Source organism: Tardiphaga sp. (assembly GCF_025356345.1).
In the GTDB taxonomy this organism is placed as follows: domain Bacteria; phylum Pseudomonadota; class Alphaproteobacteria; order Rhizobiales; family Xanthobacteraceae; genus Tardiphaga.
Genome location: NZ_JANXTC010000420.1, coordinates 1 through 15,811, shown reverse-complemented (window position 1 = coordinate 15,811; position 15,811 = coordinate 1). Strand labels below are relative to the sequence as shown.

General features: G+C 64.7%; 17 protein-coding genes, 1 tRNA gene and 1 pseudogene. 4 read left to right on the top strand and 15 right to left on the bottom strand.

From position 1 onward, the window contains the following. From Q0S16_RS25925 to gvpN, 9 genes are all read right to left on the bottom strand, one after another. Nucleotides 1-821, bottom strand: an 821-nt coding sequence (locus Q0S16_RS25925) for a GvpL/GvpF family gas vesicle protein (protein WP_295855303.1), incomplete at its 3' end; no start/stop codon positions are given. Beyond that, nucleotides 818-2,929 carry an AAA family ATPase gene (locus tag Q0S16_RS25920; RefSeq protein WP_295855301.1) on the bottom strand — a complete coding sequence of 704 codons (2,112 nt, stop codon included), beginning with the start codon at nt 2,927-2,929 and terminating at the stop codon, nt 818-820. The genes Q0S16_RS25920 and Q0S16_RS25925, both read right to left, overlap by 4 nt. 1 nt (nt 2,930) lies before the next feature. Next, entirely contained in the window at nt 2,931-3,179 is a 249-nt protein-coding gene (locus Q0S16_RS25915; RefSeq protein ID WP_295855298.1) for a gas vesicle protein GvpG, read from the bottom strand. Next, nucleotides 3,179-3,994 carry a GvpL/GvpF family gas vesicle protein gene (locus tag Q0S16_RS25910; RefSeq protein ID WP_295855295.1) on the bottom strand — a complete coding sequence of 272 codons (816 nt, stop codon included), beginning with the start codon at nt 3,992-3,994 and terminating at the stop codon, nt 3,179-3,181. The genes Q0S16_RS25915 and Q0S16_RS25910 overlap by 1 nt, the downstream gene beginning before the upstream one ends. Next, a complete protein-coding gene (locus Q0S16_RS25905; protein ID WP_295855292.1) occupies nt 3,991-4,512 on the bottom strand; it encodes an Hsp20/alpha crystallin family protein in 522 nt (173 codons plus the stop codon). The genes Q0S16_RS25910 and Q0S16_RS25905 overlap by 4 nt, the downstream gene beginning before the upstream one ends. A gap of 81 nt (nt 4,513-4,593) precedes the next feature. Beyond that, nucleotides 4,594-4,884, bottom strand: a complete 291-nt coding sequence (locus tag Q0S16_RS25900; protein WP_295855306.1) for a gas vesicle protein — start codon at nt 4,882-4,884, stop codon at nt 4,594-4,596. Between the two features lie 21 nt (nt 4,885-4,905). Beyond that, the gene (gvpO, locus tag Q0S16_RS25895; RefSeq protein ID WP_295855289.1) at nt 4,906-5,163 is read right to left on the bottom strand and encodes a gas vesicle protein GvpO; all 258 of its coding nucleotides are present in this window, start codon (nt 5,161-5,163) and stop codon (nt 4,906-4,908) included. Beyond that, nucleotides 5,160-5,483 (bottom strand): hypothetical protein, encoded by a 324-nt coding sequence (locus Q0S16_RS25890; RefSeq protein WP_295855285.1) that lies wholly within the window; start codon nt 5,481-5,483, stop codon nt 5,160-5,162. Before Q0S16_RS25890 ends, gvpO begins: the two co-directional genes overlap by 4 nt. After that, on the bottom strand, nt 5,480-6,394 hold the full coding sequence (gene gvpN / locus Q0S16_RS25885) for a gas vesicle protein GvpN (RefSeq protein WP_295855282.1): 915 nt from the start codon (nt 6,392-6,394) through the stop codon (nt 5,480-5,482). Before gvpN ends, Q0S16_RS25890 begins: the two co-directional genes overlap by 4 nt. Before the next feature lie 404 nt (nt 6,395-6,798). Here gvpN and Q0S16_RS25880 point away from each other — a divergent pair, with 404 nt between their 5' ends. Further along, the gene (locus Q0S16_RS25880; protein ID WP_295855276.1) at nt 6,799-8,520 is read left to right on the top strand and encodes a methyl-accepting chemotaxis protein; all 1,722 of its coding nucleotides are present in this window, start codon (nt 6,799-6,801) and stop codon (nt 8,518-8,520) included. A 126-nt stretch (nt 8,521-8,646) separates the two neighbouring features. On the opposite strand, the gene Q0S16_RS25875 is transcribed toward Q0S16_RS25880, so the two are convergent. The 3 genes and pseudogenes from Q0S16_RS25875 to Q0S16_RS25865 all read right to left on the bottom strand — a co-directional run bounded on the left by Q0S16_RS25875 (nt 8,647) and on the right by Q0S16_RS25865 (nt 10,292). After that, nucleotides 8,647-9,654 (bottom strand): DEAD/DEAH box helicase, encoded by a 1,008-nt coding sequence (locus Q0S16_RS25875; RefSeq protein ID WP_366517863.1) that lies wholly within the window; start codon nt 9,652-9,654, stop codon nt 8,647-8,649. A 175-nt stretch (nt 9,655-9,829) separates the two neighbouring features. Further along, nucleotides 9,830-10,093: pseudogene (locus tag Q0S16_RS25870) on the bottom strand (SWIM zinc finger family protein); the annotation flags it as partial. A gap of 114 nt (nt 10,094-10,207) precedes the next feature. Next, a tRNA-Leu gene (locus Q0S16_RS25865) sits at nt 10,208-10,292 on the bottom strand. Nucleotides 10,293-10,467: 175 nt separating this feature from the next. Between Q0S16_RS25865 and Q0S16_RS25860 the strand changes: the two genes are divergently transcribed. Beyond that, entirely contained in the window at nt 10,468-11,007 is a 540-nt protein-coding gene (locus tag Q0S16_RS25860; protein ID WP_295855270.1) for a disulfide bond formation protein B, read from the top strand. Here the strand turns inward: Q0S16_RS25860 and Q0S16_RS25855 are convergent. Next, on the bottom strand, nt 11,004-12,068 hold the full coding sequence (locus Q0S16_RS25855) for an AbrB family transcriptional regulator (protein ID WP_295855269.1): 1,065 nt from the start codon (nt 12,066-12,068) through the stop codon (nt 11,004-11,006). The genes Q0S16_RS25860 and Q0S16_RS25855 overlap by 4 nt on opposite strands. A 128-nt stretch (nt 12,069-12,196) precedes the next feature. Then, on the bottom strand, nt 12,197-12,457 hold the full coding sequence (locus tag Q0S16_RS25850; RefSeq protein WP_295855267.1) for a PsiF family protein: 261 nt from the start codon (nt 12,455-12,457) through the stop codon (nt 12,197-12,199). Between the two features lie 182 nt (nt 12,458-12,639). Here Q0S16_RS25850 and Q0S16_RS25845 point away from each other — a divergent pair, with 182 nt between their 5' ends. Together Q0S16_RS25845 and Q0S16_RS25840 are read left to right on the top strand one after the other, a co-directional pair. Beyond that, nucleotides 12,640-13,155 carry a hypothetical protein gene (locus tag Q0S16_RS25845; RefSeq protein ID WP_295855265.1) on the top strand — a complete coding sequence of 172 codons (516 nt, stop codon included), beginning with the start codon at nt 12,640-12,642 and terminating at the stop codon, nt 13,153-13,155. 207 nt (nt 13,156-13,362) lie between these two features. Then, on the top strand, nt 13,363-15,438 hold the full coding sequence (locus Q0S16_RS25840; protein WP_295855263.1) for a methyl-accepting chemotaxis protein: 2,076 nt from the start codon (nt 13,363-13,365) through the stop codon (nt 15,436-15,438). A gap of 11 nt (nt 15,439-15,449) precedes the next feature. Here the strand turns inward: Q0S16_RS25840 and Q0S16_RS25835 are convergent. After that, nucleotides 15,450-15,811: nucleoside recognition domain-containing protein (locus Q0S16_RS25835; protein WP_295855261.1), on the bottom strand; the 362-nt coding region annotated here is incomplete at its 5' end.

The following is a 15,811-nucleotide window of genomic DNA, read 5'->3' as shown; positions in this document are numbered from 1 at the left end:
TAACCGCGCCAGGCGGTGCGCACGCTTTCGGTAGTGAGGCGATAGCCGACGCTGAGCAGCCGGCGGGCCGCGTCGATGCGATCCGGGTCGATGCGATCCAGCGAGACCGCGGCGAACGAGATCGCGGGAAGCGGGCCGATGCAGCGCAGCCGACTGTTGCCGGGAAGCAGCGCATCAAGTTCGAGCAATGCCGCGTCGAGCCTGGCTTCGGAGCTGTCGTCGAGCAGCACCACGAGATTGGCTACGCAATCCTCGCCGTCCTGGGGCATCGCCAGGATGTCGCGACCGATGGGCGACAGCCGGGCGAGAATCTCCTGTGACAGGCGTTCGCGTTCGCCCATCATGATGGCTTGCAGGGCCTTTCCGGCGGCGAGGCGCCCCAATGGTTTGGCGGCGGCGACCGCCGCGACGACGTCCGGCCGGTTTTTGATCGCGCTCACCATTTCCGGACCATCCCACGTGGCGATGATCTGGAATTGCCGCGTGGTGCCGAACTCGTCGAGCGCGCTGCGCAGCGCCGAGGCGTCGGCGCAGATCAGTTCAAGCGCCTCGGATGAATCGTCGAGCAGGGTGCCCGGACAGGCCGGCAGGACTGGTCCCACGGCGGCGATCGCCTCGAGAACGCGTTGCACTTCAAGCAGGTTCTGCAAGATCCGCCGGCGCGGAAACAGGGTGAAGCGCGGCTTTGGCATGTTGGCCAGAATGGCGGTCAGACCGAGCGACGTCACGAAGCTGAGCCGGATGCCGCCGATCACGCAGCGGCTGGACTCGATCGTCGCGGCGACGTCGGGCCGGGTGATGGCGATCAATTGTTGGCTCATGACGTCGTGTCCTTGCTACCAGCGCCACGCAGGGCGCGACTGGCCGCCACGAGCTGCAGCGCATTATCGATATCGGCCTGCCGCAGCGTCGGCGTGAGCTCGAAGCCGTCGGCCAGCAGCCGGCGCAGCGCCGAGCGGCCGGCTTCCTGCATCACGGCCTCCAGATCGGCGCCGACAAAGCCAATCGCGAGATCGGCGACGGCGTCGAGGTCGATCGCCGGATCGAGCGTCATGCGACGGGCATGGATGGCCAGAATGGTCCGGCGCGTCGCGCGGTCGGGGGCATCAACCTGCACCAGACGGTCGAACCGGCCGGGACGCAGCAGCGCCGGGTCGATCCGGTCCGGACGGTTGGTCGCGCCGAGCAGAAACACCGCCTTTAATTCCTCGATGCCATCGATCTCGGTGAGCAACTGCGCCACCACCCGATCGGACACCGCGCCATCGCCTTCGCCGCGGATCGGTGCCAGCGCGTCGATCTCGTCGAAGAACAGAATGGTCGGCGCCAGCGAACGCGCCTTGGCAAAAATGTGCCGGACTGCCTTCTCGCTCTCGCCAACGAAGCGGTCGAGCAGTTCTGGACCGGACACCGCGAGGAAATTCACCTGCGCCTCATTGGCAAGCGCGCGGGCGATCAACGTCTTGCCGGTGCCGGGCGGCCCCGCCAGCAGCACGCCCTTGGCCGGCCGGATTCCCGAACTGGCGAACAGGTCGGCATGTACGAGCGGCCAAACCACAGCCTCGATCAAGGACTGCTTCAACTCCTCGGCGCCGCCGACATCGGCGAAGCTGACTTCGGGAATATCAACCACGGCGTCGCGAATTGCCGACGGCGCGACTTCGCTGAGCGCCTTGTCGAAGTCGTCGACTGTGACCGACAGGGCGGCGGCGTCGGCCGCGGCACCACCGGCGCGGCGTAGCGCCGCCATGCCGGCCTCGCGCACCAGCGCGCCCAGATCGGCGCCGACAAATCCATGCGTGATCGCGGCGAACCCGTCGAGGTCGACGTCGTCGGCCAGCGGCACGCCGCGGGTATGCACCGCCAGGATCTCGCGTCGGCCGTGGCGATCCGGCGCGCCGATTGCGATCTCGCGATCGAACCGGCCGGGACGCCGTAGCGCCGGGTCGAGGCTGTCGGGCATATTGGTGGCCGCCATCACGACGATGCGTCCGCGGCCTTCCATTCCGTCCATCAGGGTCAGTAATTGCGCCACCACGCGCCGTTCGAGCTGCCGATCGCCGGACATCTGGTCGCGGCGCGGCGCGATCGCGTCGATTTCGTCGATAAAGATCACGGCTGGCGGCCGGCTGCTCGCCTTCTGGAAGATGGCGCGAAGCTCCGCTTCGCTGTCGCCGTAGTTCTTGGAAATGATTTCCGGGCCGTTGACGGCGATGAAGGTGGCGCCGCACTGGTCGGCGACCGCACGCGCAATCAACGTCTTGCCGGTGCCTGGCGGGCCGGTCAGCAGAACGCCTTTCGGCGGATCGATGCCCAGCCGTTCGAACAAATCGGGCCGCAGGATCGGCAGTTCGACCACTTCCCGCAACCGTTCGATCTCGCGGGTCAGGCCGCCGATGTCGCTGAACGCGGTACCGCGGCGGATACCTTCGCTCAGCGTGAAACGGGTTTCGGCGGCAACCGTCACGGCGCCCGCCGGGGCGGTTGCGACGACAGTGCAACGCAGGATGCGTCCGCCGACCAGGGGAAAGCTGAGGTGATCGCCCTGGCCGATCACGCGGTCGGTCAGCAACTGGGCGATCCGTCGCTGCAGCACGATGTTGGGGCGCGCCGCGCCGGTCTCGAGCGCCAGTTCAACGCTCTCCGCCGGTCTGGCCGACGCCGCCGAGAGTCTTACGCTGTCGCCAAGGCTGGCGCCGGTATTCGCCGCCACCGCGGTATCGGCCAGGACCAGCCCGCGGCCCCGCATCTCGGCATGCGCGGGCAGCACCCGCGCATAGGTGGTTCGGGCCTTGGTGACGGCAACGACATCGCCCACCGAGAGCCCAAGTGCCGCGAGGTCGGCGGGATCAAGCCGCACCAGTCCGCGACCGGCGTCCTGCGCCGGTGCGTCGGTCAATGTCCGGTTCAGTTCGATGCGCGCATCCATCTCAGGGCCCTACCGCCCGGAGGCGACGATTGGCTTCGCGAAGCCGGTTGATCAACATCAGTTCGAGCTCCTCGAATTCGACCTCGGTGAGTTCCTCGGAGACCAGCCGCTCTTCCAGCGCCTCGAGCTGACGCTTGATCGCTTCGGTATCATAAAGCTGCTGTTCGGCAGCTTCCGTGATCTTGTTGCCGATCCAGCCGACCGCATCGATTGGCAGGCTGATAGGCAGCGTGAGGAGCTTGAACAGCATCAGGCGGATTCCCGCAGCCGCACGGACTCGCCCGCGCTCCAGTCAAGACTAACGGCGACGAAATTATAGGCCGGCACCGGCGAAATCACCTTCAGGATCAGCCGGTGCGGCTGCACCGATTCGTAGCGCGTGATGGCTTCGAACAAGGCCGGCTCGAGATTGCCCTCAACCAGCACGGCGGTGTGGAAATAGGTCATGTCGTCGGTCTGGTTGAGCTGCTTCTGCCGCACGACGAAAGGATCGAGGAAGCGCTGCAGCTTCTCGGCTTCGGCGATCCGCTTCTCGGAAATGGCGGCCTCGACCTTGCGGCCGAGATCGATGCGGTCGTAGTAACCCTCGCCTTTCGACAGCCGCTTCAGGCGATTGCCGACCCGGCCGAGCTCGGGATGAGCCGCGACGATCTCCGTCCAGATGATATCTTCGTTCCAGCGGGCCTTGATGCCGACTTCGACCCGGCCGCTGAGATCGTCGAGCAGCATTTCGAGATCTTTCTCCCGTGGCGCGATCACGCGCTTCAGGCCGGCGACGTCATCGACCATGACGCCGAACCGCATCGGCAGCATCGGTCCGTCGGGCAGGGCGGCTTCGAGCACGCGGGTATGCGCCAGGGCATTGCGCCGTACCGGCATGATTTCGTCGCCTGTGTAGTTGCTGACCAGCGCTGCCAGGCCTCCAATCGGCTCCACCCAGACGGCGCCGAGCGGGTCGGCGACGGCGGGCGCTGTGATCGGGGTGCGCGGTGCGTTGCGCACGATGGCGTAGACATAGAGTCGTGACTGGGCCGCCGGATCATTTGCTGCAGCGTTGGAGTTCACGATGAGAGATCCTTCAGCACGCGTATTTCGAGAATGCCATTGGCGAGCCGCACCCGTGCACTGTGCGCGGATGTCAGGATCGGAAAAACGAGGCGCCTGCTCAGCGGCACGCTGCCGGTGATCTTGATGACGAGGTGCCCGGGCTCGCAGGCGACCACGACGTCCTCGAGTCTCAGTCCGGCGATGTCAGCGGTCACCACGATGGCATCCGGCTCGTCGAAGGTGTCGATCATCGGTTCGTGCGCGGCCGGGGTGGCGGCGGGTTCCTCGGCCGGCTTGCGGCGGCCAGGTCCCTGCGGCCTGGCGCTGTTGTTGCCGAAGGCCGATTTGACGGTTGCGCTATAACGTCCGGTCAGCGGGCCAAGCGGTGTATCGATCGAAAAGTCGCTGCCGTTAGCCGAGGTGCCGCCAGTCTTGATGACGTCCTGTACGGTCTCCACGAGGCCGCCGATCCGGCGCGCGATCTCATCGATGGCGTCCCGGCCCTTGGGCCCGTCATTGGAACGGTTCCTGCTCATGGCCTGTGATTCCTGTCGTGGTCAATGCGGCCTGTTGATTGCAAGTCGCGGAGGAGCCGTGCGCCCGCCCGCGGCGGGTGGTCAGGCGGTGGCTTCGGTGAATCGTTGCTCGAGGATGGCAAGACGGCCGCGCAGCAGGCGGTTTTCATCTTCCAGCGACGCCGCGCGCGAGGTGAGGCGCGGATCGGCCTCCCACCAGTTAATTCCCAGTTCCATCGCCTTGTCGACGGTGGTCACCAGCAAGCGAATCTTGATATTCAGCAGTTCGATGCCAACCAGTGAAATCGTGATGTCGCCGGCTACGACAATGCCCTTGTCGAGCACGCGCTCCAAAATATCGGCCAGTCCATCGGCCCGGACCGATTGTTCCATGCGGCTCATAGCTGTTCCTCGTCAGGCCGTTAAGACGCCTTGGGCGCGCTTGTAGCGACGCACCCGCTCGTAACCGACGAGCTCGCCGTGTTGGTCAATTTCGACTTCGTAGCTGGCGAGCAGATCGTTGTCGTCGATGCGTGCCTTGGTTTCGATCACCTCGACCATCACCTTCCAGTTCGGATCCTGGCGTTCGCAGCGCGACACCACTTCCGGCTCCTTCGAAGTAATAGTTTGAACAACGGCGCGGGCCGCCAGAGCGATTTGAAGCGGTTTCATCGTGGCCTCCTGGCCAATCCGGGCCGGGCCTGGCCCGGTCGCGTCACCGCGGGTGCGGTGCGTTCGACAACTGGCGGCGCGGCCGTTGCGATGTCCTTGATGCCGAGCAGGCCGTGTACCCAGCCGATGCGGCTTTCGACGGCGGCAAGCTCTTCATGCGCCGCCGCGCGGCGGGCGTCGAAGGCCGCTATGGTCCGCGACAGCCGCTGTCGCTCATATTCGAGACGGACCAGTTCGGCGGCCGCCTCGGGCTTGTCGCGGCTGACGCGGCTGGCAACCGTGAAACGGCGCATGGTAGCATGTTTTGGAGATGGTCTCATGCCGCGTTCTCCGCGGACTGAGACGCGCAGATCGAGCGCACGAGATCGACCAGATGAGTCCGGAAACCGTTCCTGATTTTCGGGTCGATGCCGGAGGTCTTGGATTCCAGCACGTCGAGACACAGTTGAAGGAAGCGCGGGTCCTGCGCGCCAACCGTGAGATCCTCCGTCACGGTGATCCGCGCAATCATGATCGCGGATCGCATCGAGGGGCTCTGTTTAAGGAAGGGAGAGCCGCGCAGCGCGCGGATGAGATCGACGATTCGCGAGGCACGCAACTGGTCCAGCCTGCTGCGGTTGGAAACGATTCCCACCTCGGTGTCGCGATCGTGGTTGTCGAGATCAAAGGTGATCATGCGATCGATCAGCGCGTCCTGGGGCGCGGTGACGCCGGCATAGTCCTCGGGATTCGACGTCAGGATCGCGCGGAAGCTGGGATGAGCCTGCACCACGCGCTCGCGGCGGGCGCCGCCGGGCACGATCAGCATGCGTTCTTCAAACGCTGCCAGCAGCGGATTATTGGCCTGTGGCGGCGAGCGGGTGAATTCGTCATAGACCAGCGTGTAGCCTTCGCTGACCGCCCGGGTCAGCGCATCGTCGCTCCACACCGCGGAAACCTCGGTTTGAATTTTCTTGACCGAGTGGACGTAGTTGTCGACCACCTGTTTCGATTTGGTGCCGGTCTCGCGGCCGATCAGATTTTGCGCGGTGAACCAGCCATCACCGGTAATCAGAATGGTCGGACGGCCGAGGCGCGCGGCAATCTGAATCGCAAGCGTGGTCTTGCCGGTACCGGCGGGACCGCGCAGATGAATCGGCAGGCCGGACCGCAAATAGGTCAGTGCCCGCGATTCCATCGACTGCAGAACACCATTCTCGAACAGGTCGGTCCGCGGACGAAGCTGGATCACATGATCCGCCCCGCCGTTAACGAGTTCGATGCTGTCGGCAAGGCCGCTGTGACCAGCCGGACCTTGCCGCAAGGCGTCGTCTGGCTGTTTAAGGGGGGATTGAGCTTGCATTCCAGGGCACCTGCATTCCGACACGGCGCTGAGCATCTGCCCGCGACTATTGGAAATGAGGCTCGAATGGTTAACGACGCTGCAATTTGACCGGGGGTAGTAATACGGCCTTTGTCCGGAAACCAGCGTTTACAGCGCCCAAGCGGCGGAAACGGTCCTGATCTGAACAGTAGTTCCACGTAGTTAAAGTTTAACGCAGCCTAAATCTGCATCTTCCTACCGTCGGTCACTCAAACCGCATGGGCTTGGCTTTGTTCGCACGGCGGCTATCGGTCCATCGCAGGGAGAGCAGAATGTCAACGCCGCCGCTGGCCACCACCGCTGGAAAACCTTCCCATCCGTTCCGAACGATCCGTCTGTTGCCGCGCATGCTGATCATGTCGATCTCCGGCCTGGCGTTTCTGGGCATCACCATGATGAGCGTGGCCTGGTATGTTCTCGAGGCCGGCGCAATCAAGCAGGCGGGCGCAGAGGTCGAGCTCAACCTGCGAGTGGTACGTGAGGTTCTCAGCAGCTACGGCAAGACATTCGCTATCGTCGACAACAAGTTGTTGGTCGGTAACCGGGTGCTGAATGGCGATTCGGAAATCGTCGATAAAATGAAGTTGCTCGTCACGGGCGACGTTTCGATCTTCATGAATGATCTGCAAATAGCCACCACCGGTACGAATTCCGCTGGCTCCGGCGTTATTGGTACGCGGCTTGAGCGAAATGCCGCCTATCAAGCGGTGTTTGAACGCAAGGCTCCGTTTCGCGGCGAGATCACCATTCTCGGCACCCCGTATCTGGCAGGGTACGATCCCATTTTCGGCGCGGATGGTCAGTTGCTCGGTATCCTCGCCTCCGGAATCAGCAGAGCGGACCTGCTCAGGCCGGTCTATGCCGTGATCGGAGTGATGGTCACGGCGACCTTGCTGGTGACCCTGCTGGTGACCCTGGTGAAGTTCTTTGTCATCCGCAACCGTCTGATCCGCCCGCTGGTCAGGTGCATCCGCATCATGAACAGTCTTGCCTCTGCGGACCTGACGGTGGAAATGCCGACGCCCCACACTGATGACGAGATCGGTGAAATCAAGATGGCGCTGACGGACTTCAAGCTCAAGGGTCTTGAATCCCGAAAGATGTATGAAGAGGCCCAGGGCGCGGATGCCCGCGGCGCCGAGGAGCGCAAGCAGGATATGCTCGGCCTCGCTCAGGAATTCGAGAACGCGGTCAGCAACATCGTTGAAACCCTGTCCACCGCCTCCAGCGACCTCCAAACCTCGGCGGGCACCTTGATGGTCACCGCCAACAAGTCACAAAAGATCGCCAACACGGTGGCCACCGCTTCCGAAGGCGCCGCCGTCAAGGTGCAGTCGACGGCGACGGCCGCGGAGCAGATGCGGACGTCGATCAGCGGCATCCGCAGCCGGGTCCGGCAATCGGCCAACATCGCCAGCGATGCCGTTCTGCAGGCTAATGCGACCAACGAGCGGATCGGGCTTCTGGCTCAAAATGCCAGCCGTATCGGTGACGTGGTCGAACTGATCAGCAGCATCGCGGGGCAGACCAACCTGCTGGCGCTGAACGCCACGATCGAGGCGGCCCGGGCGGGCGATGCCGGTCGCGGCTTCGCGGTGGTGGCGTCCGAGGTGAAAGCTCTGGCCGAGCAGACCGCGAAGGCCACCGGGGAAATCAGTCAACAGATCGCCGCGATGCAGTCCGCCACGGGTGATGCGGTGAACTCGATCAAGGATATCGGTGCCACGATCGGACAGATGTCGGAGATCGCCTCGACCATCGCCGATGCCATCGAGGAACAGATGACCGTGACGCAGGAAATTTCGCGCAATGTGGAGGAAGCCAATGACAGCACGTTGCTGGCTTGCACCAACATCGCCGACCTGCAGCGCGGCGTAACCCAGACCAGCGACTCCTCGGTCGAAGTTCAGGAAGCGGCGCAGTCGTTGTGGCTGGACAGCAACCGTCTGCAGGAAGCCGTCGGCCAGTTTCTCGGCAGGGTGCGCGCCGCGTAGGCCTGTCAAAGAGCGCCCGCGCTGCGTCAATGCGGGCAGAGTCGGAATAAGACCGCGAACTCGATGTCGTCGAGTTGAAGTAGAGATCGTCAGAACTCGGGAATCGATTGATGCGCTGGCCTGGATTCACGCGCCAAACAGCATGTCGATATCTGCTTCGGTGATGTCGAGCGTAGCGGGACCGTCGGGGTCGAACAGGCTGGCAGCCAGCGCGGCCTTGCGGTCTTTCAAGACTTCGATCTTTTTCTCGATGGTGCCAACGGCGGTGAGCTTGAAGACGAAAACCGGCTTCGTCTGCCCGATGCGGTGAGCGCGGTCGATCGCCTGGGCTTCGACCGCCGGATTCCACCACGGATCATACAGAATGACCGTATCGGCGGCCGTGAGGTTCAAGCCGACGCCGCCTGCTTTCAACGAGATGAGGAAGACCGGCGCCGGCCCGTCCTGAAACGCGGCGACCGCTCCCGCCCTGTCCCGGGTGTCGCCGGTAAGCAAGCAATAGGCGATGCCGGCCGCCTCCAGCCTTGGCTGGATCAGCGCGAGCATGGACGTGAACTGCGAGAAAATCAGGAGCTTGCGACCCTCGGCGACCAGTTCCTGAACCATCTCCATCAGTCGTTCGAGCTTGGCGGAGCCGGCCGTCTCCGCGCCTTTCACCCCTTTCAGGAGGCGCGGATCGCAACAGGTCTGGCGCAGCTTCAACAGCGCGTCGAGCAGGACGAGGCGGCTGCGGGCCAGCCCCTTGTCGGCCATCGCCTCGCGCACCCGCTCATGCATGGCAAGCCGGATCGTATCGTAGATCGCCTGTTGCGCTGGCTCAAACGCAACGGCCTCCACCATCTCGGTCTTGGACGGCAAATCGAGCGCGACGGCGTCCTTGGTGCGACGCAGCAGAAACGGACGGACGCGGGCGGCGAGCATGCGGGCGCGGGCCCCGTTGCCTTTTTTCTCGATGGGTGTGCGCCAGTCGCGGGCAAAGCTCTTGGCATCGCCCAGAAATCCCGGTGCGATGAAGTGAAACAATGACCACAGTTCGGCAAGGTTGTTCTCGATTGGCGTGCCGGTGAGGCAAAAGCGGTGGCGCGCCTTCAGGCCATAGATCTGCCGGGTCGTCGCCGAGCTCCGGTGTGGCAAGGCGCTCGATCCAATCGAGAATATTCGGCGGCAGAACGACCGGCTCAGCGGTCGGAGCAGGAGGAGCTGCGGGGCGGGATGGTGTTTTTATAGATGCCGACGCTTGGGTTTCGGAGGGGATCTGCCCGGATGCGAGCGCCTCCGCGTCGTCGGGGAACAATCGGCGCTGGCCGGCCTCGATCAGCGCCGCCGCGACGTGCTTGCAGTTCATCCCGACCGGGCAGGAGCAGGTACCGACGGCGATAAGCCGATTATTCGTTTCGCGCCGAACTTTCACCGCGGTCTCGTACCGAATGCCGCCGGATCCCCGTACGCGCGCCACAAGCGTGTCGCCGGACCGTGCTATCGCGCCAACCCGGCCCTGCCGCTGATAAACCCTGCCCTTCAGGAAGGCATTTGGGCCGACGAGCTGGATGAGTTCGGGATCGGAGACGTCCATTGGTTCCGCGTGTCTTTGACGAACGGATGGTCCGCTGTTTTGCCTTCGTCAACAGCCACCGAGCAAGCGCTCATAGAGCATCGCTCAAAACATTTATTACGAATGATGGCCTGTTGGTGCCCCTGGCCGGAATCGAACCAGCACTCCTTGCGGAACTCGATTTTGAGTCGAGCGCGTCTACCAATTCCGCCACAGGGGCCATCGGACGCCGGCGGTGGCCGGGGTCACGAAGCCGGCGGAATATAGCGGGCGCTGCGCCGGGGTCAACCGGCGTTGTCCGGCGCAGCGCCTGATAAAACACCCCATAGTGATGGGGCCTGGCTCGACAGCGCCGGGGGCGCGGGATACGAGCAGGGATACCCCCGGAGAACGCCGTGACCGCCGAAGCCATCGTCAAACCCGCGCCAAGGCGCTTTGCAAGCCAGCCGCGGCTTGCCGCCCTCGCCATCGCCGGGATCGCGGCGGCGACCCTGGCCGGGGCATGGTTCTTCCAGCTGGTGCTGGATATCCAGCCGTGCCCGCTCTGCCTGGAGCAGCGTTACACCTATTATCTCGCGGTGCCGCTTGCCTTGCTGGTAGCGATCGCCGCCACGCGGCCGACGCCGCGGCCGGTTCTGGTGGCTGGTCTGCTGCTGCTGGCGCTGGCTGTCCTCGGCAATGCCGGTCTGGGCGCCTACCATGCCGGCGTCGAATGGGGATTCTGGCCCGGGCCGACCGATTGCAGCGGCCCGGTCGTCGATCTCGGCACAGCCGGCAGCCTGCTGCAGCGGCTTAGCACCGTGAAGGTCATCCGCTGCGACGAAGTGCAGTGGCGTTTCCTTGGCCTGTCGATGGCCGGCTATAATGTCCTGATCTCGCTGCTGATGGCGGCGATCGCCGGTTGGGGCGTCGTCCGCGGCAAGCGTCCCGCCTAATCGTCGATGTCGTCCTGCGCCTTGCCGAACAAGTGCACGATTCCCGGCGTCACGATCGAGACATAGATGAAGCGCGACAAATGGTGTGCGCCGACGAACACCGGATCGATGTGCAGCGTCAGCGCCAGCGCCAGCATGGCGTCCATCGCGCCGGGCGCGAACGCCACCACGACATCGCTGATCCTTACCGTGGTCGTCAGTACAATCAAGCCGACGAACACCGCCGAGATGCTGATCGCCACGGCGAACGAGCCGAGCGCGGCGGCGAGATGTCTGAGGATGGTACGTGGGCTGATCTTGCCGAAGCGCGATCCGATCAGCGTACCGATCCCGGTCAACGCGGCGATATAGGCCCATTGCGGAAGCGTGCCCTCGACCCAGCCCGCGCCGTGCAGGATCGAGGACGCCATCATGGCGCCGAACATCCAGCTTGCTGGAAACTTGATCCAGCGCATCAGCAGCGCCATCGCTATCGCCGCGGCGGCGAGTTCGGCCAGCGCCAGCGGCGTCGCGGTTGGCCCGCGCGACGGCAGTGGCCCATGGGCCATCAGCCCGGTCGCCGCGAGCAGCAGTGGCACCAGCGCGGTCAGGATGATGACCCGAAAGATCTGCACCACGGCGATGCCGGGCACGTCGGCATTGCGTTCGGTCGCCAGCATGATGATTTGCGACAGCGCGCCCGGGCTGCCGGCCAGCAGCGCCGAGGTGCGGTCCCAGCCATGCACGCGCCGCAGATAAAGGCTGCTGCCAAAGGTGGCGCAGAAGGTCGCCAGCGCCAGCAGCGCAATGGTCAAGGGATAGGCGCTAAGATTCTTCACCATGGTCGGCGACACCATGGCGCCGAGCGACATGCCCAGCGTCATCAGGATCACATGCGCCAGCGGTTGCGGCAGCCCCACCGGCCGGCCGGCCATGCCGAACGCGGCCACGCCGATCATCGCGCCGGAAATCAGCCCGCCCGGCAGTTCGGCGGCATAAAACAGCGCCGCGCCGGCCGTGCCGACCAGCAGCGTCTGCAACGGAACGACAATCTCTGATCGGCTGGGGAAGGCGAGAGGCATTGCTACGGGAGACTCGAGGAACCCGTGTTATGGCAAAGTCCGGCCCGGGCTACAAATGCGAGGCGGGATAGCTGCCGCGCCTTCGGCTCCGGTCCCGGCGCAGCCTCGCTGCGCCGGGGAAAGACAGATCAGTTGACCTTGCTGGTCTTCTTGCATTCCGAGCGGAATTTGCGGCGCTCAGTACCGTGCAGGCCCTTGGCGTCGGCCTGTTTGGAGCAGTCCAGCGAGGCGGCGGTTCGGGGCTTGTCGGCCTTGGTCTCGGCCGGGGCCATCTTGGCGGGCGCGGATTTGGTCGCCGGGGCGGGGGCCGGGGTCTGAGCGGATGCCGCGCCGAGCAGTAGCAGGGAGGCGAAAGCGGCGATCGCCGCGCGGGAAGAGAAGTTCATCATGGGGCACCTCGGTTTGAAAGACGGCACCGTCGCGCCAAACGGCTGAACGGCGGGTGAATATCGGCCGTGGTGATGGTGGCGCCCGCCCGAAAATTTTGCAGCGGGCGGCGCCGCCGCCGTTGCTCCTCGCCACCGCCGCGCTACGATAGTGCCATTCAAAATCTCGCTACGGGAGCAGAACCATGACGTATCAGATGAAATGGCTGGGCGCGGTGGCGGTGTGCGTGCTGGCTGTATCGGCCTATAGCCCGGCGCAGGCGCTCAGCATGCCGCAATGCAGCGCCAAGTATAAGGAGGCGCAAAGCGCCGGCACGCTGAACGGCCAGAAGTGGAATGACTTCCGCAAGGCCGAATGCGCCGATTCGGCGACGCCGGCAGCCGCCACGGCGCCAAAATCCGCGGAAACCAAGCCTGCGGAAACCAAGCCCGCGGAAGGCAAAGCCACCGAAGCCAAGCCGGTAGCGGCGCCGACTCCCGCGGCGACCACTGCCACGCCATCGGCCACCGGCCCGGCCACCTTCCCCTCGGCGGTCGATCCGAAATACGCCAAGGAGACGCCTGGCAAGGCCCGCATGCATACCTGCGTTGACATGTACAACGCCAACAAGGCTGGCACCGGCAATGGCGGTTTGAAATGGATCCAGAAGGGCGGCGGCTATTACAGCGAGTGCAGTAAAAAATTGAAGGGCGCGGCCTGATCGGTGGCGAAGCCAGAGCTCTCAGCGTGAAGAGCTCTGGCGCCGCGGCCTGATCGTCGGGGTGCTCCGATGCTGAGCTGCCGATGGGCGCTTCCCGCGAACCGGGACCTCCCAAAAATTAACCTGAGTCCAATACCGTAGGTATCAGCGGGGAATTTGCCGCGAGAATTCTTTAGCTGCGTTAGCTGCGTTGCCCACGGATGCATCATGCGAATCGGATTTCATTTTCGCGTCGGCAGTTTGTTGACCGGTGCGTTTCTGGGCTTGACGGCGGTCGTGTTGGCCCTGCTTGGCGTGCATCTCGCCGGCGATTGGAGCGAGATGACGGCCGGGGGTCGACTCGTAACCCTCGCGGAGGCCGATCGATCGGTCTTCAACACCATGCAGATCCTGCGCAACTCGCGCGGCGAAGTGCAGACCGCCCTGTTGAACCTCGACGATCCGCGGCCGAAAATGGCGGAGCTGCGAGAACGGGTGACGGCGAAACTCACCGAGGCGGTCGCGGTTCTGCCGCGCATCGGCGGCGCTTCGCTCGACGGCCTGGTCGTTGATCTGCGCAAACACTGGGACGACGCGACGCAGAAATGGGATCAGCTCGGGCCGATCGCGGCGAAGTCCCGCGCCGCCCGCAACGTCGCGGATACCGACGTCTGGTACAAATCCATGAGCGGCGTGCTCGAGAGTCTGAACGACGCATCGCTGAATGTCGCGGCCGAGGCCCGTATCGCCGATCCCTATGTCGCCGAGCTGATCGGCGTTCGCCAGATCGCCTGGAGCCTGCGCGAAGCCGCGGGCGCCGAGTGCTCGTCATTGCGCGCCACCGTCGCGGCGAATGAGACCTTTTCATCGATGAATGCCGCGACGGTCGGACGGCTGCGCGGCGCCGGCGAGGCGGGCTTCAGTCATCTGAAAGGCCTGATGGTCCGTCCCGGGGTGCCGCGACCGCTCACCGACGTGGTCGCTACCGCGGAGCGCGACCTCGATAGCTCCATCACCAAGCGGGACGAGGTCTATCGTGCGCTCGGCAAGGGTCCGGCGCCGGTCACGGCCGCGCAGTGGACGACGCTGTGCAATGCGCCGTTTGAACCGATTCTGGGAATCGCTTTGAAGGCGCTGGATCTGATGCAACAGCGTGCCGAGCAGCAATATGCAGCGGCACGCCTCGCTCTGTTTGTGACCATCGGGGCGACGCTGCTGGCGCTGTCCGGCGCGGCGTTGGTGCTGCGATTGATACGCCTGCGGGTGATCCAGCCGGTGAAGTCCCTGAGCCGGGCGATCGGACATTTGTCACGGCATGAATATGCCGAGCCTGTGCCGCAGGTCGGTCAGGACGACGAATTTTCGGCGATGGCGGAAACGCTGGAGGCGCTGCGTCTGGGAACGATCCAGTCCGAGCAGGCCAATGCGGAGCGCCAGGCGGCGCAAGCGGAGGACGTTGAGCGCGCAGCGCGACTAGGCACGCTGTGCCGCGAATTCGAGGCGTCAGTGGGCAGAACCCTCGACACGGTGGCGCAGGCCAACCGCGAGATGGTCGTGGCCGCCGATGCCATGACCGCAACCGCGGGGGACGCGACCCGACAAACCGAAGAGATTGCCCGCGCCGTTCAGCAGGCCGCCGAGAGCATCAATTCGGTAGCGGGCGCGTCCGAGGAAATGCGCACCTCGCTTGCGGAAGTCTCGACCAAGGTCGAGCAGTCGTCAAGATTGTCCGCTCATGCGGTCAGCGATGCCGCGGCGACTCATCGCGATGTGGCCCGTCTGGCCGGCGCCGCCGCCGAAATCGGCCAGGTGGTCGGCTTCATCAGCACGATTGCCGCACAGACCAACTTGTTGGCACTCAACGCCACCATCGAGGCCGCGCGTGCCGGCGAGGGCGGACGGGGATTTGCGATCGTCGCCGGCGAAGTGAAATCGCTGGCCGCGCAGACCGCGACCGCGACCAGCCAGATCACGCTGCAGGTTTCCGCGATCCAGGACGCAACCCATTCGGCGGTACAGGCGATGGATGCGATCGGCACGCGGATTCGCGAGGTCGACGAATTGACCGGTGCGATTACACAGACGGTTCAGGGGCAGGTCAGCGCCATGAACCAGGTGTCGCGCGACGCCCAGGAAGTGGCGCTGTTGACCGATCGCGTCTCCACCCAGCTCGGCGCGGTGCGCGCCGCCGCGGCAGGGACGGTCGCGGCGGCCGGTCAGGTCCGCGAGATGACCGACGATCTCGGCCGCCAGTCCGGCAATCTGTCGCTGGAGATCGAACGGTTCATCGCCGGGATCGGTTGAGCCGGCGTGGCCTATGCGCCAAAGGCGCGGGCGACATTGTAGGTGATCAGGCTCGCCACATAGGCCAGCGCGAACATGTAGACGAAAGTCACGATCATCCACTTGGCGCCGCCGGTCTCGCGACGGATCACCGCCAGCGTCGAGGCGCATTGCGGCGCAAAGATATACCAGGCGAGCAGCGACAACGCCGTCGCCAGGCTCCATTTCGCGGCCAGCACCTGTCCGATCTGCTCGGCGGCTTCCTTGCCGCCCTCGATCGCATAGACGGTGCCGAGCGCGGCCACTGCGACCTCGCGCGCCGCCATGCCCGGGATCAGCGCCACCGCGATCTGCCAGTTGAATCCGATCGGCATCAGCAAGGGTTCCAGCGCCT

Excerpts from the sequence above, each read along its gene's own strand:
- Q0S16_RS25920 (WP_295855301.1), bottom strand. The coding sequence starts at position 2,929 with ATGGATGCGCGCATCGAACTGAACCGGACATTGACCGACGCACCGGCG.
- Q0S16_RS25915 (WP_295855298.1), bottom strand. The coding sequence starts at position 3,179 with ATGCTGTTCAAGCTCCTCACGCTGCCTATCAGCCTGCCAATCGATGCG.
- Q0S16_RS25905 (WP_295855292.1), bottom strand. The coding sequence starts at position 4,512 with ATGAGCAGGAACCGTTCCAATGACGGGCCCAAGGGCCGGGACGCCATC.
- Q0S16_RS25900 (WP_295855306.1), bottom strand. The coding sequence starts at position 4,884 with ATGGAACAATCGGTCCGGGCCGATGGACTGGCCGATATTTTGGAGCGC.
- gvpO (WP_295855289.1), bottom strand. The coding sequence starts at position 5,163 with ATGAAACCGCTTCAAATCGCTCTGGCGGCCCGCGCCGTTGTTCAAACT.
- Q0S16_RS25890 (WP_295855285.1), bottom strand. The coding sequence starts at position 5,483 with ATGAGACCATCTCCAAAACATGCTACCATGCGCCGTTTCACGGTTGCC.
- Q0S16_RS25880 (WP_295855276.1), top strand. The coding sequence starts at position 6,799 with ATGTCAACGCCGCCGCTGGCCACCACCGCTGGAAAACCTTCCCATCCG.
- Q0S16_RS25855 (WP_295855269.1), bottom strand. The coding sequence starts at position 12,068 with ATGCCTCTCGCCTTCCCCAGCCGATCAGAGATTGTCGTTCCGTTGCAG.
- Q0S16_RS25850 (WP_295855267.1), bottom strand. The coding sequence starts at position 12,457 with ATGATGAACTTCTCTTCCCGCGCGGCGATCGCCGCTTTCGCCTCCCTG.
- Q0S16_RS25845 (WP_295855265.1), top strand. The coding sequence starts at position 12,640 with ATGACGTATCAGATGAAATGGCTGGGCGCGGTGGCGGTGTGCGTGCTG.
- Q0S16_RS25840 (WP_295855263.1), top strand. The coding sequence starts at position 13,363 with ATGCGAATCGGATTTCATTTTCGCGTCGGCAGTTTGTTGACCGGTGCG.